This is a genomic window from Pasteurella skyensis, from assembly GCF_013377295.1.
Classification (GTDB): Bacteria; Pseudomonadota; Gammaproteobacteria; order Enterobacterales; family Pasteurellaceae; genus Phocoenobacter; species Phocoenobacter skyensis.
Genome location: NZ_CP016180.1, coordinates 1669806 through 1687657, shown reverse-complemented (window position 1 = coordinate 1687657; position 17852 = coordinate 1669806). Strand labels below are relative to the sequence as shown.

At 35.1% G+C, this 17852-nt stretch carries 14 protein-coding genes and 1 pseudogene; 10 read left to right on the top strand and 5 right to left on the bottom strand.

Annotated elements, in window-relative coordinates:
* Positions 1 to 18: 18 nt before the first annotated feature.
* Both A6B44_RS07995 and A6B44_RS07990 read right to left on the bottom strand, forming a co-directional pair.
* Entirely contained in the window at positions 19 to 1260 is a 1242-nt protein-coding gene (locus A6B44_RS07995) for a heme biosynthesis HemY N-terminal domain-containing protein (RefSeq protein ID WP_090920140.1), read from the bottom strand.
* Between the two features lie 9 nt (positions 1261 to 1269).
* A complete protein-coding gene (locus tag A6B44_RS07990) occupies positions 1270 to 2880 on the bottom strand; it encodes a uroporphyrinogen-III C-methyltransferase (protein ID WP_090920139.1) in 1611 nt (536 codons plus the stop codon).
* Between the two features lie 489 nt (positions 2881 to 3369).
* Between A6B44_RS07990 and argE the strand changes: the two genes are divergently transcribed.
* The 10 genes from argE to A6B44_RS07940 all read left to right on the top strand — a co-directional run bounded on the left by argE (position 3370) and on the right by A6B44_RS07940 (position 13799).
* The gene (gene argE / locus A6B44_RS07985; RefSeq protein ID WP_090920136.1) at positions 3370 to 4515 is read left to right on the top strand and encodes an acetylornithine deacetylase; all 1146 of its coding nucleotides are present in this window, start codon (positions 3370 to 3372) and stop codon (positions 4513 to 4515) included.
* Between the two features lie 88 nt (positions 4516 to 4603).
* A complete protein-coding gene (locus tag A6B44_RS07980) occupies positions 4604 to 5716 on the top strand; it encodes a RodZ domain-containing protein (RefSeq protein WP_090920133.1) in 1113 nt (370 codons plus the stop codon).
* Positions 5717 to 5738: 22 nt separating this feature from the next.
* The gene (gene ispG, locus A6B44_RS07975) at positions 5739 to 6854 is read left to right on the top strand and encodes a flavodoxin-dependent (E)-4-hydroxy-3-methylbut-2-enyl-diphosphate synthase (RefSeq protein ID WP_090920130.1); all 1116 of its coding nucleotides are present in this window, start codon (positions 5739 to 5741) and stop codon (positions 6852 to 6854) included.
* Positions 6855 to 6867: 13 nt separating this feature from the next.
* Positions 6868 to 7863, top strand: a complete 996-nt coding sequence (locus A6B44_RS07970) for a 2-hydroxyacid dehydrogenase (RefSeq protein WP_090920128.1) — start codon at positions 6868 to 6870, stop codon at positions 7861 to 7863.
* Between the two features lie 93 nt (positions 7864 to 7956).
* Entirely contained in the window at positions 7957 to 9231 is a 1275-nt protein-coding gene (hisS, locus tag A6B44_RS07965; RefSeq protein ID WP_090920125.1) for a histidine--tRNA ligase, read from the top strand.
* A gap of 9 nt (positions 9232 to 9240) precedes the next feature.
* Positions 9241 to 9864: a YfgM family protein gene (locus A6B44_RS07960; RefSeq protein ID WP_090920122.1), complete on the top strand. Its 624-nt coding sequence runs from the start codon at positions 9241 to 9243 to the stop codon at positions 9862 to 9864.
* A gap of 43 nt (positions 9865 to 9907) precedes the next feature.
* The gene (gene pnuC, locus A6B44_RS07955; RefSeq protein WP_090920119.1) at positions 9908 to 10594 is read left to right on the top strand and encodes a nicotinamide riboside transporter PnuC; all 687 of its coding nucleotides are present in this window, start codon (positions 9908 to 9910) and stop codon (positions 10592 to 10594) included.
* Between the two features lie 236 nt (positions 10595 to 10830).
* A complete protein-coding gene (locus tag A6B44_RS07950; RefSeq protein ID WP_090920116.1) occupies positions 10831 to 12507 on the top strand; it encodes a carbon starvation CstA family protein in 1677 nt (558 codons plus the stop codon).
* A gap of 4 nt (positions 12508 to 12511) precedes the next feature.
* The gene (locus A6B44_RS07945; RefSeq protein WP_090920113.1) at positions 12512 to 12781 is read left to right on the top strand and encodes a cory-CC-star protein; all 270 of its coding nucleotides are present in this window, start codon (positions 12512 to 12514) and stop codon (positions 12779 to 12781) included.
* Positions 12782 to 12818: 37 nt separating this feature from the next.
* Complete coding sequence (locus A6B44_RS07940; RefSeq protein WP_090920110.1) at positions 12819 to 13799, top strand: ArsA family ATPase; 981 nt, start codon at positions 12819 to 12821, stop codon at positions 13797 to 13799.
* A 178-nt stretch (positions 13800 to 13977) separates the two neighbouring features.
* On the opposite strand, the pseudogene A6B44_RS07935 reads toward A6B44_RS07940, so the two are convergent.
* The 3 genes and pseudogenes from A6B44_RS07935 to A6B44_RS07925 form a co-directional block, all read right to left on the bottom strand.
* Positions 13978 to 14883, bottom strand: a pseudogene (locus tag A6B44_RS07935) (IS256 family transposase, variant Zn-binding type); the annotation flags it as partial.
* 110 nt (positions 14884 to 14993) lie between these two features.
* Positions 14994 to 16295, bottom strand: coding sequence for an ATP-grasp domain-containing protein (locus A6B44_RS07930; RefSeq protein ID WP_090923165.1), 1302 nt, complete (start codon positions 16293 to 16295; stop codon positions 14994 to 14996).
* A 173-nt stretch (positions 16296 to 16468) separates the two neighbouring features.
* The gene (locus A6B44_RS07925) at positions 16469 to 17794 is read right to left on the bottom strand and encodes an NCS2 family permease (protein WP_090923167.1); all 1326 of its coding nucleotides are present in this window, start codon (positions 17792 to 17794) and stop codon (positions 16469 to 16471) included.
* Positions 17795 to 17852 lie beyond the last annotated feature (58 nt).

The window sequence follows — 17852 nt, the reverse complement described above, 5'->3', positions numbered from 1 at the left end:
AATACAATAAATTTTATTTTATCCGACCTTTTTAGGTAATGCTAAAACTGGCTCGACTTCTTTTACATTCACTTCTTTTAAATTGAGAGAATGAATTTGAGCGGATAGCTCTTCATCGAGGGTATGCTCAGCAACATAAGATGCCATAATACGATCGTTTGCATTACACTCTTTGTGTTCAAGAAGTTGTATAAAATGCGGTTTAGCCTGAGTAAATTGTCCTTCTCGTACTAACGCATAACCTACAATTCGAGCATAGTCATCACTATATTGTTCAACGGCTTTTTTACCACGTTTTACTAATAGTTTTAATAAACGACTTTTTTCTGCCATCTCTAAACGAGTGAGTTCATCAAATAATAATTCCAATTCTGGATCTTTGAATTTTTTCACTGTCTCAAATGCAAGACGTTGAGCAGACTCATGATCATCACTGTCGATAAGGCGTTTAATTAAACCAACACGAGCGTAAACCGATTTATTTCGACGACTTGGCTGTTCTCCCCACCATTTGAGCAAGCCTTCTTGACCTTCTTCGTGAAGTTTTTCATCTAGTAGACCATCATCAACCCAACGCTCTAAGTTTATATAGTCATCATTGGTTAGAATATTTTGATGTTTAATATCTTCCAAAATATGATCAACAGCAAGATAGGCTCCTGATTTTTGATAGATAGGAATGGCTAAACTTAATACTTCTGAATTACGAGGTGCAAGTTCAAGTAAGCTGTCTATAGCGGTACGAGCTGCAGGTAGTTTTTTCTGTAGCATTAGAATTTTTGCTCGTGCAATTTCAAGTGCTATGTTGTTATTACCTGCAATTTTAGAGGCTTCTATTAAATATTTATTTGCTGCTTTTTCATCGCCTTTTTTCTGAGCCGCTTCAGCTGCTTTAATAAAGTTGAGTACTGGTTTATCAGAGTGTTTTGCATTTTTTCCAATCAGTTTTTCTGCTTTGGAGTAATTTCCTTCACTCATTTTCACCAAGCCTTCAAGAGTTTGTCTTTGGGCTTTTTTACGTTTACGGTTAAAGAACCATAGGTAAGACCCTTTGCTTAGTTTGAAGAATGATTTGAGTACACCTTCGATAGAATAAACCACAGCCATCATTGTGACAAAGAATACCACGAGCATTACAATACTCATTTGAATGACTTTTGTATCAGTCTCAATGCGTACATAGCCTTGATGACCAGCAATATAAGGACCTGCGACTAATCCCGCAAGTAATAAGAACATTAAAAAAAGAATTCTAAACATATCTTACTCCTATTGTGCTTCTACTTGAGGTTGTGGTGCTTTAGGTACCTCTTGAGTTCTTAATGAGTTAAGTAAATTTAAGCTACTCAACTGTTGTGGTGCATCAATATAGATAGATTGTCCAGCAAGATTATCTATTTCAGTTAAGAATGTTTTAACATTGTCATTATCAACATCAAAATAACTTCTTACCCAAGAAGCAACAGCGTCTAATGATTCTTTATATAAAGTATTTTGCTGACGAGGTACTGCTAATGTGGCAATTTGTAAGCGTAAGCGAATGTTTTCTCTAAGGTAAGCTTCTTGACTTGGAGAAACAAATACTTTTTGAGCCGCACTATTTTTGTCATCAATACGAATGAATTTAGACAAGAAAGTGTCTGCACTTTTTTCAAGATTTTTTTGCCAATCTTTAATTGAATCACTTACATCTGTTGTTGTACTTTCTGCTGTGTGAGACGCTAACATTGGCATATCATCAACACTAGTAGCAAGGTGCGTTAAGCGTAACATTATGGCATCTTGGTCAATTTCATTAATTGAAGCAAGTTGTTTTAAATCTGCCTGAATGGCATTTCTTACTTTAAGTACTTGAGGATTGTTCATTTCACTTAATACTTGATCTGCATCTTTTAATAGTAGCTTCACGGTGTCGATGTCATTATCTAATAACATTTTACGTTGTGCACTATTTAATAAGAAATCAGCATCAGATATGACTGTTACTGCAGAGCGAGCCTGTGGAGCATTACCCATTTTTTGAATTTGGGCTTGTAATTGATTAATTTGCTGAGTATAAACATCTTGTGTTTGTTCTAACTGAGCAAGTTTTGTTTGAGAGTGTTGGTAATTCTCAGCCAGTTTTGCAATTTCTGCTTTTTTTTGCTCAAAATTAGGTATTGCTAGATTACTTACTGCTTCAGTAGTGCCTGACTCAGCAGTAGCACCAGCTTCTGTGGTACTAGATTCAGAACTATTGCTTGCAGTTGTTTGGATTTTCTCCATTTCTTGCACAATAGGTTGAACTTGGTTTTGTACTTCTGATTTTATTTTTTGTTCGATATCTGCCTGAATTTGACTGAGTTTCTCCACATCAATTGATGTTGCTGCCTCTGAGCTCACATTTGTTTGAGTGAATTTTTGAGCAACATTTGCGATACGATCTTCTAAGTCAGTAAATTTTTGCATTCCGAAGTAGTATCCTGCACCACCTACACCTAAAGAGATGAGTAGTGCGAGAACGGCAATGCCTTTCCCACTTGATTTTTGTTTTGGTTCTTGTGTCACCGTTTTATTCGGTTGTTTTTGCTCTTTTTGTTCTACTTTTTTAGACTTCGTTTCCTCTACTTTTGATTTTGCATTAGCAGATTTGGTTTGGGATTGAGCCACTTTCTTATTCTGATTGATATTAGTCGGTGGTGTAGTGCTCGCTTTTTGAACTTTCTCGTTAGCACTGTGATTATTGGACGCATCTTTTTTCTCTGGAGACTTAACCGTATTCGGTGTTTCTTTACTTGCAATTTTTTGCTCAGAAGTCACCGCTTGTTTGTTTTTATCTTCAGAAATGACTGAATTAGTTTGATTTGCCGTTTGTTTAACGTCTTTATTTGGTTTTGACATAAACCCACCCTTTCTCTAGTTAATATTCATAATGTTCTGCCATAGTATATCATTTATTGTGCAACAGTTATAACTGTATCATAAATAAACTATGATTATTTACTTGTTGGAGATAGTCACTTTATCTCTTTTTCAGCCTAGTTTTATTGCAAGTCTGGTGATATATTTATTTACAATAAAATGAGTATTGCGCAAATTATTTTGAATTCACCATACTATTTGTTCAACAAGTAGGGTTATCAAAGTATCGCAATGACCAGAGTAAGTGTACCAATTCTTACTGGTTTAAAAAAGCACATTTTTTCATTAATATCATTTTTTATTTATCTAGGATAGTATTCTATCGTTTGATGAGATGAATCTTGTTATATTTATAAAAATTGCAAATATTATTGAATAAGATACCGCTTGTGATGGTGATGAGGTTTATATAACACAAGTTATTTTATCACTTTTTTGTCAAAACACCCGAAGAGGGAAGGAGCTTAAATGTCAGGAAAAAATGATTTTTTATATCGTTATCAACAGCTTATTAAAATTCCGACTGTTAGTAGTTTAGAAGAGAGTAACGATATTTCTAACAAGCCCTTAATCGATCTTTTAGCTAATTGGTTGAGTGATTTAGGATTTAAAATTGAAATTACTCCTTTGGCGGAGAGCCGTAATAAATATAATTTATTAGCGACTTATGGTGAGGGTGAAGGAGGATTATTGCTATCAGGGCATACTGATACAGTACCTTTTGACGATAATAAATGGCATTTTGATCCTTTTGAATTAACTGAAAGTAATGGACGTTTGTATAGTTTAGGTGCGGTAGATATGAAAGGTTTTTTTGCTTTTGTGATTGAGGCATTGAGCCAAATTGAATTAAAACAATTGACCAAACCAATTCGTATACTGGCGACCGCAGATGAGGAAACAACAATGTTGGGAGCAAGGCATTTTGCACAACATAGTCATATTCGTCCTGATTGTGCCATTATTGGTGAACCTACCTCACTTCGCCCTATTTATGCGCATAAAGGACATTTAGCTCAAGCAATTAGAATCACAGGTAAAACAGGGCATTCTAGTGATCCAGATAAAGGTGTTAATGCAATTGAAATAATGGCAGTGGCAACCTCTCATTTAGTAGAAATGCGTAATAAGTTACGCCTAAAATATCATAATCCACTATTTAAAATTCCTTATCCAACAATGAACTTTGGCAGTATTTATGGGGGTGATGCGGTTAATCGTATTTGTGCTTGCTGTGAGTTGCAGTTAGATATTCGTCCATTGCCTCATTTGCCTTTAGCAGATTTAGATGAGTTGTTACGAGAGTCCTTATCACCTTTAATTGAACGTTGGGGAGATTGTGTTGAGATTCGCCATCTTCATCCACCCATTCCTGGTTATGAATGTGAACACTCTAGCCAAGTAGTGACAGTACTTGAGACATTATTAGATCAAAAATGTGAAGCAGTAAATTATTGTACAGAGGCGCCTTTCATTCAAACATTATGTCCAACTATTGTTTTGGGAGCAGGTTCTATTGAACAGGCTCATCAGCCTAATGAGTATTTAGATATGAAATTTATTAAACCAACACATAAATTGTTAACAGATCTGATTCATTATTTTTGTGGTTGATTTTAGTGGAAATTAAATAGAGATTTATCTGTTTTTCAGGTAGAATCGGCAAACGACTTTTAATTAAAAATAAAAGAGGCTGTTGAAGATGGATGGATTTGTGGTTTTAAGAGATAAAACGATAAATGAAAGTGATATTGATGATAAAGATGAAAAATCAGAAGTAACTTTGGGTGCTAAATTAAGAAGTGCTAGAGAAACGAGAGGGCTTTCAATTGGAGAAGTTGCAGATAAGTTACGTTTAAAATATTTGATTATTGAATCTTTTGAAAATGATATTTTTACTTTTCCTGATTTGCCTGTTGCTTTTACTAAAGGTTATTTGAGAAGTTATGTGCGTTTTTTAAAACTGCCAGAAGAGTTATTATTACATACCAATTGTGGTAGTACAAAAACACCAAAATTAAATTCGATGCATATCAGAGAGAATCCTAAATCAAAATGTGGTTGGATTAAAGGTATCACAGTCCTTATTTTATTGGTTGCTTTTGGAATGACGCTGCTTTCTTGGTGGCAAAATTATCAGCAAGAACAACAAAAAAGAGATTTATTAGTCAGTTCTGTAACAGAGTTATCTGCTACTCAAGAAAGTAATTCGGTCGCAGAACAGTCTGTACCTATTCAAAATCAGTCAATAGAGCAACCAACACAAGAAATATCAGATAAAGATCCTGTCACTACGGATATTAACAGTGAAAATGAAGTAAGTTCAAATAAAGATGATGCGATGAATGAGTCAATGCAAAAATCTAATACTGAAAAAGTACAAGATGAAGAGTCTGTTGATGTTAAAAATGTTTCAGAACCTGAATCTAAACAAATAAAAGAAGATAATACGTCTAAACGTGATGTTGTAGTATCTGAATCCGAAGAACCAAAAAATGTGTTATTGCAAAAGAAAGCCTCTGAAGCATTATCTCAAGCAAATAATGTTAAGAAAGAAGATAGTACAGAAGTTATAGAGTCAAAAAATGAATTGCGTGTCGAAGTTATATCAGCGTCAAGTTGGATAACAATTTATGGTGATAATGAGAAAACGCTCACTTCAAAATTGTACAAAGCAGGAAAGGTATTAACTTTTGATGATAATAAAAATTATAAATTAGTCATTGGAGCGCCTGTGAATGTAAAAGTGCATTACAAAGGAAAAACTATTCCTCTGAAATTAGATGGTCGAGTTTCTCGTATTACGTTACCTTAGAATAGAATCTTAAAATAAAAATATGTTAAAACAACCTTCAATTAAACGTCGTGAATCATTAAAAATTTATGTGGGAGATGTCCCTGTCGGAGGCGATGCACCAATTTCAGTGCAATCAATGACAAATACACGAACAACGGATGTGGAAGCAACCGTTGCTCAGATTAAAGATCTTGAGCGAGTAGGTGCAGACATTGTTCGCGTATCCGTACCAACAATGAATGCTGCAGAGGCATTTAAAGTTATTAAACAGCAAGTAAAAGTGCCATTGGTCGCAGATATCCATTTTGATTATCGTATTGCATTAAAAGTCGCAGAATACGGTGTGGATTGTTTACGTATTAATCCAGGTAACATTGGAAGTGAAGAGCGTATTCGTGCTGTGGTAGATTGTGCAAGAGATAAGAATATTCCTATCCGTATTGGGGTTAACGCAGGATCACTTGAGCGAGATTTACAAGAAAAATATGGTGAACCCACCCCACAAGCTTTATTAGAAAGTGCGTTAAGACACGTTGATATTTTAGACAGGCTTAATTTTGAGCAGTTTAAAGTGAGCGTTAAAGCTTCTGATGTATTTTTAGCTGTAGAATCTTATCGTTTATTAGCACAACAAATTAAACAACCATTACATTTGGGTATAACTGAAGCTGGTGGAGCAAGAGCGGGATCAGTAAAATCAGCGATTGGACTAGGATTACTTCTTGCAGAAGGTATTGGTGATACATTACGTATTTCATTAGCAGCAGATCCTGTCGAAGAAATCAAAGTCGGTTTTGATATCTTAAAATCCTTAAGAATTCGTTCTCGTGGTATTAATTTTATTGCTTGTCCTACTTGCTCTCGTCAAGAAATTGATGTGATTGCCACAGTAAATGAATTAGAACAACGTTTGGAAGATATTATTACTCCGATGGATGTTTCCATAATAGGTTGCGTGGTTAATGGACCAGGGGAAGCACTGATTTCAGATTTAGGTGTGACAGGATCAAGTAAAATGAGTGGTTATTATCTTGATGGTGTTCGTCAAAAAGAGCGTTTTGATAATGCTTTACTTATTGATCAATTAGAAGCGAAAATCCGTGCCAAAATTAGTATGCAAGATGCAAGTAAACGAATTGCCATAGAGCAATTATAATTAAGGAAAATAAATGAAAATTGCGATATTTGGGACCAAAAATTATGATCGTAAATACTTAGAGCTAATTAATAGTAAATTTGGCTTTGAGTTAAAATTCTTCGATTTTATGTTGAATGTACAAACTGTCAAAATGGTAGAAGGCTGTGATGCTGTTTGTATTTTTGTTAATGATGATGGTAGTCGTAAAGTATTAGAAAAATTAGCAGAATACAAGGTCAAAATAGTAGCTTTGCGTTGTGCAGGCTTTAATAATGTTGATCTTCAAGCAGCGAAAGAATTAGGCATTAAAGTCGTTCGAGTACCTGCTTATTCACCAGAAGCGGTCGCAGAGCATACTGTCGGATTAATGATGACGTTAAACCGTAAAATTCATCGAGCTTATCAACGTACTCGAGATGCTAACTTTTCATTAGAGGGGTTAACGGGGTTTAATATGTACGGACGTACTGCGGGTGTAATCGGGACAGGAAAAATTGGCTTAGCCGTCATTCGCATTTTAAAAGGCTTTGGAATGAACATCTTAGCTTATGATCCTTTTAAAAACCCACAGGCAGAAGAGCTAGGTGCAAAATATGTGGAGCTTGATGAGTTGTATCAAAAATCTCACGTAATTACATTACACTGTCCAGCTACCCCTGAAAGTTATCATATGCTAAACGCCGAAAGTTTTGCAAAGATGCGTAGAGGGGTGATGATTATTAATACTAGCAGAGGCACGTTGATTGATACACAAGAAGCATTAACAGCATTAAAACAACAAAAAATTGGTGCATTAGGCTTGGATGTGTATGAAAATGAACAAGCTCTCTTTTTTGAAGATAAATCAAATGATATTATTCAAGATGATTTATTCCGTAGAATATCATCTTGTCATAATGTGTTATTAACAGGACATCAAGCCTTTTTGACAGAGGAAGCCTTGGTTAATATATCTGATGTGACTTTAACCAATATTGCAACTTTATTACAAGGTAAAGAATGTCCTAATATCGTATTACCCAATTAAATAATAAGAAATAAGCGGTATGATTATTATAAAAATTTGCAAATTTTCATTAAGATCCTACCGCTTAAAAAAGAAAAACAAGGATAATTAAGCGTGGCAAAAAGTATTCAAGCAATTCGTGGAATGAACGATTGTGCTCCAACAGAAACTCCATTATGGCAATGGGTAGAAAAACAAATTCGAGAAACACTCGCAAGCTATGGCTATAGTGAAATGCGTAGCCCTGTGTTAGAGCCAACAGCACTTTTTAAACGTGGTGTTGGGGAAGCAACAGATATTGTTGAAAAAGAGATGTTTACCTTTTTGGATCGTGATAATGAAAGCTTAACATTACGTCCTGAAGGCACCGCGGGTTGTGTACGAGCGGCGATACAAAATGGGTGGATTTATAATAACGAACAACGCCTTTGGTATATGGGTCCAATGTTCCGTTATGAGCGTCCTCAAAAAGGACGTTACCGCCAATTCCACCAATGTGGAGTAGAAGTTTTTGGTGTTAATAATCCTGAAGCTGATGCTGAGTTGATTTTATTAACTGCTCGTTTATGGGAAAAATTAGGTATTCGCCAACACGTCACTTTAGAATTAAATTCTATTGGTGGCTTAGAAACTCGCACTAAATACCGTGAGGCATTAGTTGAATTTTTAAATAATCATTTAGATATTTTAGATGAAGATTGTAAACGTCGTTTAAGCACGAACCCTATTCGTATTTTAGATACTAAAAATCCTGATATTCAAGCAGTATTAAATGATGCACCTAAATTGCATAGTTTTTTAAACGAAGAAGAGCAGCAACATTTCGCTGGAGTGCGTCAAATTTTGGATCAGATGGGAATTGATTATGTAATCAATCAAAAACTGGTACGTGGTTTAGATTATTACAACAAAACGGTGTTTGAATGGGTCACTACCGCATTAGGTTCACAAGGAACAGTATGTGCTGGTGGTCGTTATGATGGTTTAGTTGCTCAACTCGGCGGTCACGCCACCGCAGGTGTTGGTTTTGCAATGGGATTAGAGCGTTTAGTACTTCTCGTTCAAGAAGTAAACAGTAATGTTATATTACCTCGCAATGTTGATATTTATGTGGTTTATAATGGTGAAAATGTGACTGCCTCAGCATTTAAACTCGCTGAAACATTACGCACAGAATTACCCGAATTACGCACAATGCTACATTGCAGTGGTGGTGCATTTAAAAAGCAATTTAAACGTGCCGATAAACTAGGGGCAAAAATTGCCTTGGTATTGGGTGAAAGTGAAGTGGCAGACAATACTGTGGTGATAAAAGATCTATTTGGTGAAGTAGAACAAGTTACACTTTCTCAAGATGAACTAATTAACGAATTAAAAAAACGTTTTTAATAAGGAAAAATTATGAGTGAATATTTAAATCAAACCGAAGAACAAGAATTTAACAATGTTAAAAAGTGGTTTAAAGAAAATGGTACGCCGATTCTGGTGGTTATTTGTGTTATATCATTGAGTATCTTTGGTTGGAAATTTTGGCAAAACCATAAATTACAAGCAACACAACAAGCTTCTGCTACCTATCAAGCTATCGTAGAAAGCTATGTAAAAGATCCTGAAACAAACCAACCCCTTGTAGAAAAATTTATTTCTGAAAATAAAGATACAAGCTACGCCGTATTTTCAGCATTAGAGCTAGCTAAAAAACAAGTAGAAGCCAACGAGTTTACAAAAGCACAAACCACGTTGCAGAATACCTTGCCAAGTACTGAAGATGCAACTTTACAAAATATTATTCGTTTACGTTTAGCAATGGTTGATTATCAATTAAACCAACTTGATGATGCATTGAGCCTATTATCACAAGTAGAAGGTAAAGCGTGGAATTTACGTAAGCAAATTTTAACTGGCGATATTTTAGTTGCAAAAGGGGATATTACAGCGGCGAAAAGTGCTTATCAACAAGCTAAAGAAAATGCGCCAATAAATATGCAATCTTTGATTGATATGCGTATAAATAACTTGTAAAATGTAGCAAATATTTTACATTTAATCACTCTTAGAGGAACTTATGAACTACAAAACACTTGTTGAACAAGTTAAACACGAGCTTTTTTCAGGCTGGAAGCCGTTTGAAGTTATTTGGTTAGGTTTATTTTTATTAGCACAAATCGTTGCTTTTATTCTTCAACCAGATACTTTATTGGGAATGATTGCGGGTATTTCAGGAATCATTTGTGTTGTTTTTGTAGGTAAAGGAAAAATCAGTAACTACTTTTTTGGTTTAATTTTTGCTTATAGTTATTTTTATGTTTCTCTAGGTAATAATTACTTAGGTGAGATGAATACAACGCTTTATGTATATATTCCTGCTCAGTTTATCGGTTATTTTCTTTGGAAAGAGAATATGCAAAATAACCAAAGTGGTGATGAAAGTGTTATTGCTAAAGCATTAGATTTAAAAGGTTGGGTAATTCTCGCTACCAGTGTTGCAGTTGGCTCCTTATGTTTTATTAGTGCATTAAGATATTTTGGTGGAAGTGCTGCAGGGCTTGATGGTGTAACAACAGTATTAGTTGTTGCCGCTCAATTACTTATGGTGTTACGTTACCGTGAACAATGGGCATTATGGATTATCATCAATATTCTCAGTATCATCTTATGGGTAGATACTGCTGCAATGTATTTAATGTATGGAGCCTATTTACTTAACTCATTATATGGTTACTACAACTGGACAAAATTACAAAAAGCCTAAACTTTATTGTATTTTAAGCGGTAAGATGTATTCAAAAATTTGCAAATTTTGATCAGAATCTTACCGCTTGTTTATTATCGACGTTCAATCTCAAATTTCAACCGCCAATTGCTTGTTTTTAAGGCATAAATTTAGTATATTTACCCCCTGAAATAAAGGTTTCATACCTTTGTTGTCTCTTCTACATACTCACATTTATTTTTTTAACACTCTAGTTTAATAGATAAGGAGTTTCTATGAATAGTGTCTTTCTACTGCTAACAGGTCTTGGTTGTATGGCTGTTGGTTTTTTTGTTTATTCAAAATTTATCGCTGAAAAAATTTTTAAACTCAGTGATGATTTCAAAACGCCTGCTCACGAATTTAAAGATGGTATCGATTACGTACCAACCAATAAATATGTGCTTTGGGGACATCATTTTACTTCCGTTGCAGGAGCTGCTCCAATCATTGGTCCAGCGATTGCGGTAATTTGGGGTTGGGTTCCTGCTTTTATTTGGGTTGTATTTGGTACGATCTTTATGGCAGGTGTACACGATATGTCTGCGATTTGGGCATCAGTGCGTAATCGTGGTCAATCAATGGGCTTTATCGTAGGTAAAGTCATTGGAGGTCGTGCAAGAGCATTGTTGATGGTAGTAATTTTCCTATTATTACTAATGGTAAATACGGCTTTTGGTACTGTAATTGCTCGAATGATGGTCAAAACCCCTTCTTCGGTATTACCAGTTTGGGGAGCTTTAGTTGTCGCATTTATTATCGGGCAAGCAATTTATCGCTTTAAATTATCACTACCAATTGTGTCAATTGTAGGTGTTATTGCATTATATACGTTAATTTGGTTAGGACCACAATGTCCGATTGCATTACCAACAGAAATGATGGGAATGAGCAGCACTGGTTGGTGGATTTTAATTCTTTTTGCTTATGCAGCAGTGGCATCATTACTTCCTGTATGGATGTTGTTACAACCTCGTGATTATATCAATGGTTTACAATTATTTATTGGGTTAGGTATTTTATACGTTTCAATTATGCTATTTGCCCCAGATGTGGTGGCACCAGCATTTAATGAAAATATGCCAAACGGTACACCACCGATTATGCCATTATTATTCGTAACCATTGCCTGTGGAGCGATTTCAGGTTTCCACGGTTTAGTTTCATCAGGTACAACGTCAAAACAAATTAACAACGAAAAAGATATTCGTTTTGTGGGGTACTTTGGTGCTATGGGCGAAGGAATGCTTTCTCTTGGTGCAATCATTGCTGCAACAGCAGGTTTTGCAACCTTAGCTGATTGGGAAGCTGTTTATACTGCATTTGGTAAAGGTTCGATCGGTGCATTTATCAATGGTGGTGGTGAAATCATCAATCAAGGTGTCGGAATCAGTAAAGAAATTTCAGTCACAATGTTAACGGTAATGGCGGCATTGTTCGCTGGAACAACAATGGATACAGGTGTGCGTTTACAACGTTATATCGTACAAGAATTTGGTGAAATCTATAACTTACCAATCTTGAAAAATGGTACAGTTGCAACTTTATCAGCGGTAGGTATCTGTATCGGATTAGTATTCGGAACAGGTGGCGATGATGGTGCAGGTGGTTTAACAATCTGGCCTTTATTCGGTACAACAAACCAGTTGATGGCAGGTTTAACCTTATTAATCGTATCTGTAATGTTATTACGTAGAGGGATTAAGAGCTGGTACACTTTATTACCAATGGCATTTCTTCTATGTATGACAGTAATGGCATTATTAATCCAATTACAAGCTTTCTATGTTAAAGAGCAGTGGTTATTATTAGTGTTAGATATTGTTATTTTAATCGCATCTATTATGGTATCTTTTGAGTGCGTATCTGTGCTTAGAAAAGAATGGCCATCAAAAGATAAACAAGCTGAATAATGTGATGACACATAACTGTAAAACAGCCTTGCAAGAGTTCTTGCAAGGCTTAAATGAGTTTTATCACGCCCCTTATCGTCAAACACTTGCGAGAGCAAATCGTGATGAGGCGGATTTGTTTATGTTAATGCTTTTTGCTGAAAGTCTTGGCGTGCCTAACCCTGTTGCATTTTATACCCTTGAATTGCAACCTATTTTTTTAGAAGCTTTTCACGAGTGGCATACTCGTATGGGAATTGAAAAATCGCCCTTAGAGCATTTTGGTTGCTGTTAATTAGCGGTTGTTAATAAGAGATAAATTGAGGTATAAAATGAAGTTAGTTAATAGCTTATTAGATAAAAAAGTCATTTTTGTTGGTGGTAAAGGTGGTGTAGGTAAAACCACTTCATCGGCAGCGTTGGCGGTGCATTTTGCAAGTATTGGTCGAAAAACTTTAATTATTTCAACCGACCCTGCCCACAGTTTAGGCGACGCTCTGGCAATTGAGCTTAGCCACAAAGCAACAAAAATTAACAATAATTTAGATGCGATTGAGCTTAATTCTCATACTATTATTCATAAGCATTTTGAACAGGTAGAAAATACCTTACGTGCTTATACCAACCCCGATATGATGCCAAAATTACGAGAGTTTTTAAAACTCTCTCATCATGCACCGGGTGCAGAAGAAGCGGCAATGTTGGAAGCAATTTGTCAGCATTTAGTTGATGCACAAGCGGATTATCAACATATTATTTTTGATACCGCACCAACAGGGCATACTTTGCGTTTGTTAAGCTTACCTGAAATGATGCAAGCGTGGACAGACGGATTACTCGCTCAACAAAAGCACCAAACTAAATTACGAGAAGCGTCACAAAATTTAGATAAGCAACGCAGCTTTAATCCTTTTGTAAAAGAAAATAATCGTTGGTCTGAGGCTGTGAGTGTATTAGAAAAACGCCGTCAGTTATTCTCACAAGCAAGGGATATTTTGCATAATCAAGATAAAACCGCCATTGTGTTAGTATTGATTGCAGAAACCTTGCCGATCGCAGAAACCAAACGAGCCTTAAAACAACTACACGCCAGTCATTTACCTTGCAAAGGTTTAATTGTAAATCAAATCTTAAGCGAACAACAACCCAATGAATTTTGGCAAAAACGTAGTCAAAGACAGCGTGAAATAATGACACAACTTGATGATTTAATGGAGCAGTACCAAGAGCTACAAGCATTATTTGTACCACTAAAACAAAATGATATTCAAGGAGTGACAGCGTTGTCTGAGTTTTGGGACGGGGCTTTTTAGTTAGAAATGAAGCGGTAAGATGTATTCAAAAATTTGCAAATTTTGATCAGAATCTTACCGCTTGTGTCATTTGTTTAGATAATCTCAATTCAAGGCATAGTAGACAAAATAGTTGGTAATTTTGAGGAGCTATGCCCATAGTAGACAAATGAGTTGGTTTTTATTATTTTATAAATAATTACCAACTCCTTTTATTTAGAAAATCTTTTATAAACATAATCTTATGGTATTTGGTTAAACCATTATGATTAGATAGTTTTCGTTTAAGTTCTCCAAATAAACTTTCAAGCCTATTTGTTGTTTTTTCTATATTTAATTCAGGATATTTTTCAAAAGTAAATAAATAATCCATATTATATTTTAAGCTCCTGTAAGCACTTCTTATATTACGATGTTTAAAAGGATATTTACCCTTTTCATTTATTTTATCGGAGCGTTCATTTAAATATTCTTTATGTTTTAAATACCAATAATGTAAATTAATATAGAACTCGTTTTTAGAGCTATTTTTTAATGTTTTAACTAATATTTTTAGCTCTTTTCCCGCTTCAGATTTAGGGTTCCTTGTTAATTTCCTTATTACATTTGCTATTTGATGAAATTGGCAAAGTTGTGCAGGCGTATTTAAAAAATCTCTTAATAATCCTCGTCTTCCATCACAAGTAATAGATTGAATAATATAGCCTTTTTCTCTTAATTTATTCATTGCTAATAGATAATAAAGATTTTTTTCTGTTGTCACAATTTGATGATAAATTACCTTCTTTGATAAAGTGTCCATAAAAACGAGAACACCAAAATTTCGACCAAAGAAAGTGGTATCCATCATTAAGTTCAATTTATTATTTTGTGGGATATTTAATGGCGTTTTAGGGGCTTTTAAAACATATCTTTGAATAGTTCTAACAGAGCAATTATATTTAATTGCTAGTTGCTTATAGGTTTGTTTACCTTCTGTGTAATCTAGCCAAATTTGGCTTGAATTTAAGGATTTTTTGAAGGTAAAAGTTTTATTACAAATAGAGCATTTATAACGTTGAACATTATTTTGGGTACCATATTTGTGAATATTCGTTTTATGACAAAAAGGACAAGTTTTTTATTCATTTTCAAAAAAGTGGGCTAAAGCACAGTAATATAAAGCTTTAACCCATTTTTTACCAACTATTTTGTCTACTATGCCCAATTCAACGATTATAAAGACCAATAAGGAGGGTAATCACAACCTGCTACTTTGGCTTTGTTTTTGAAGATTTTTGCACGGATTTCGTGTTCACGAGCAATCACATCTTGTTTAGTTTTTCCTGTAATCCACATTTGTTGTAACATTACGCCAGCAGCCGTCATATCTTCTGCGGTTAGTACATCATCTTTTTGGCGAGTGTGACGAATTAGCACACCTTCTTGTTCTAATTGAGCGACATAGTTGTAATCTAAAATATCACTCACTTTACCCATTTCATTAGAAGTAATTAACACAATTAAAGTATAAAGGAAGTCACCACCTTGACGCCATTTTGTCCAAGGGGTTTCATCTGATACCTTTTTACCTGTTGCGGCAAGTTTTAGGTTATCTTCATAGAGCGAATCGCCAAATGAATATAAGTAGTTGTAGTGGTAACTGTGTGCTGCACGAGGATTGATTTCGGTTAATGCAATCGTGCCATCTGGCATAATCCAGAATTCAAGATTAAAGAATTGTCCTTTATACCCAAGCTCTGCAAAGCGTCCCATATAATCATCAACCCACGCTTCAATTTTGTTTGCCATATCAGAATCAATACTGATCGGCGGGGTAACATAACCTAATGCTTGATGATTTGAGAAATACACTTCTTCGGTTAAGGCGTAGTGTACGATTTCACCTTCTGCGGTAATATAACCTTCGTAGCAATATTCAATTGCCACGTTCATATCAACCATATGCTCTGCTATAAATGGTGGGATGACAGGCGGTAACTCACTCTCAGGAATGCCTTTCATATATTCTTTATTTTGATAAGCAATCAGTTCTTGTAATTCTTTATCTTCACGGTAGCTTTTTAAAACAGCACGCAAATCATCTTCATTTTTGATTTTGAAAATACCACGACCTAATGAAAGAGAGGTGTTTTTCAACATAAATGGCCATTCTGTAATTTTAGCGATAATTTCTTCATCAGTTTCTGTTAATGGATCAACATAATCAAACCAGAATGGATTTGCTTCAAGGGTACGCATTAAATATTTGTTCATACAATATAAAAACGCAAGACGTGAAGGCACTGGATTGCCTAAACGTTCGTTGATTAAAATATGATGAAACGCATCTTTTTGTGCAAAACCAGCAACAGCAGTAATATTTTTATCTCGACATTTCTGAGCAATGGCTTCCATTTCTTCATCTTTCCAAGTGGTTGGATTTAGTTCGTGTACCACAAGGTGTTTATTCATTTCATCGATTGCCTGTTTCATATAAGGCTGTGGACCTAAAAATCCAATATGTGGTTTAGACATAAGATACTCCTTCGTATTGTTAAAAAAATTTTAAATTCGTTAAAGAAGTTTAGCAAATAGTCGTATAAATTGCACATTGTGAAGTGTATTTATGTGAACAAGATCAATTTTAAGCAATAAAAAAAGCTGTTTTTGTAACAGCTTTTTGGTTTTTTATCGGTGTTTGTTTACGCTTACATCACATTTAATGTAGCAAAAAGCATATCTAATAGACCTGTAATTTTAAGTAATAAAATAGCGGTTAATACCCACACGACAGCATTAATTTCTTTATATCTACCTGTCAAAACTTGTAGTGCCGTATAAGATATAAAGCCAATAGTAATACCATCTGCAATAGAATAAGTAAGCGGCATTGTAATTGTACAAACAACGGCAGGAGCAAATTCTCTAATATCTTTCCAATCTAGATCAGTTAATGATTCTAACATTAACACTGAAACATATAAAATTGCACCAGCGGTTGCATAAGCAGGAATCATTCCAGCTAGAGGTGCAAAAAATAGACTTAATAAGAAAAGTATGCCAACAACAACAGCCACTAACCCTGTGCGACCACCCGCAGCAACACCAGCGTTACTTTCAATATAGCTTGTTGTTGATGATGTGCCGTATAATGCCCCTGTGATAGTTGCTGTTGCATCAGCGAGTAAGGCTTTATCTAAATTTTTGATTTCTCCTTCTTCATTCATCAGTTCAGATTGTTTGGCAACGGCGATGAGCGTTCCACTGGTATCAAATAAATCAACAAATAAGAAAGCAAAAACAACGCTGATCATTCCTACATTAAATGCACCTGCAATATCAAGTTGTAATAGTGTTGGCATAATAGACGGTGGCATAGCGATAACGCCAGAATAATGAGTGTAACCTGCCAATAAACTAATAATTGCAATAGAAATAACACCAATAGTGACGGCACCAGTAACACGAAAATGGCTTAACGCCGTAATGAGCAGAAAACCGAGTAATGCCATTGATGATGAAAAAGTAAATGGTCCAAGTCCAACAAGTACGGCAGGATTATCTACAATAATACCCGAGTTTTGCATTGCAATGAAAGCAAGGAATGCACCTATCCCAGCCACAATTCCTTGTTTTAAACCTCTTGGAATAGCATTGATAATCCATTTACGAACCTTAAATACCCCCAATAATAAGAATACACAGCCTGAAAGGAACACAGCACCTAATGCAGTTTGCCAAGTGTATCCCATTCCCAGTACGACGCTATAAGTAAAGAACGCATTTAAGCCCATACCTGGTGCTAATGCAACGGGCAATTTAGCCACAAATCCCATAATAAAACAGCCTGTTGCCGCAGCTAAACACGTGGCAACAAAAACCGCCCCTTTATCCATTCCAGTGGTAGATAAAATATTCGGATTAACAAAAATAATATATGCCATTGTTAAAAAAGTGGTTAAGCCAGCGATAACTTCTTTTCTAATGGTGGTATTTTTGCCATCAATACCAAAATAGGATTTAATAAAATTCATAGCATTTTTTCCTGTTTAAGTTAAAGATTAAGTGAAGAAAGTTGAATTTTACTATAAA

What these genes read in the sequence shown, in the direction of transcription:
- A6B44_RS07995 (WP_090920140.1), bottom strand. Translation starts at nt 1,260, where the DNA reads ATGTTTAGAATTCTTTTTTTAATGTTCTTATTACTTGCGGGATTAGTC.
- A6B44_RS07990 (WP_090920139.1), bottom strand. Translation starts at nt 2,880, where the DNA reads ATGTCAAAACCAAATAAAGACGTTAAACAAACGGCAAATCAAACTAAT.
- argE (WP_090920136.1), top strand. Translation starts at nt 3,370, where the DNA reads ATGTCAGGAAAAAATGATTTTTTATATCGTTATCAACAGCTTATTAAA.
- A6B44_RS07980 (WP_090920133.1), top strand. Translation starts at nt 4,604, where the DNA reads ATGGATGGATTTGTGGTTTTAAGAGATAAAACGATAAATGAAAGTGAT.
- ispG (WP_090920130.1), top strand. Translation starts at nt 5,739, where the DNA reads ATGTTAAAACAACCTTCAATTAAACGTCGTGAATCATTAAAAATTTAT.
- A6B44_RS07970 (WP_090920128.1), top strand. Translation starts at nt 6,868, where the DNA reads ATGAAAATTGCGATATTTGGGACCAAAAATTATGATCGTAAATACTTA.
- pnuC (WP_090920119.1), top strand. Translation starts at nt 9,908, where the DNA reads ATGAACTACAAAACACTTGTTGAACAAGTTAAACACGAGCTTTTTTCA.
- A6B44_RS07950 (WP_090920116.1), top strand. Translation starts at nt 10,831, where the DNA reads ATGAATAGTGTCTTTCTACTGCTAACAGGTCTTGGTTGTATGGCTGTT.
- A6B44_RS07945 (WP_090920113.1), top strand. Translation starts at nt 12,512, where the DNA reads ATGACACATAACTGTAAAACAGCCTTGCAAGAGTTCTTGCAAGGCTTA.
- A6B44_RS07940 (WP_090920110.1), top strand. Translation starts at nt 12,819, where the DNA reads ATGAAGTTAGTTAATAGCTTATTAGATAAAAAAGTCATTTTTGTTGGT.
- A6B44_RS07930 (WP_090923165.1), bottom strand. Translation starts at nt 16,295, where the DNA reads ATGTCTAAACCACATATTGGATTTTTAGGTCCACAGCCTTATATGAAA.
- A6B44_RS07925 (WP_090923167.1), bottom strand. Translation starts at nt 17,794, where the DNA reads ATGAATTTTATTAAATCCTATTTTGGTATTGATGGCAAAAATACCACC.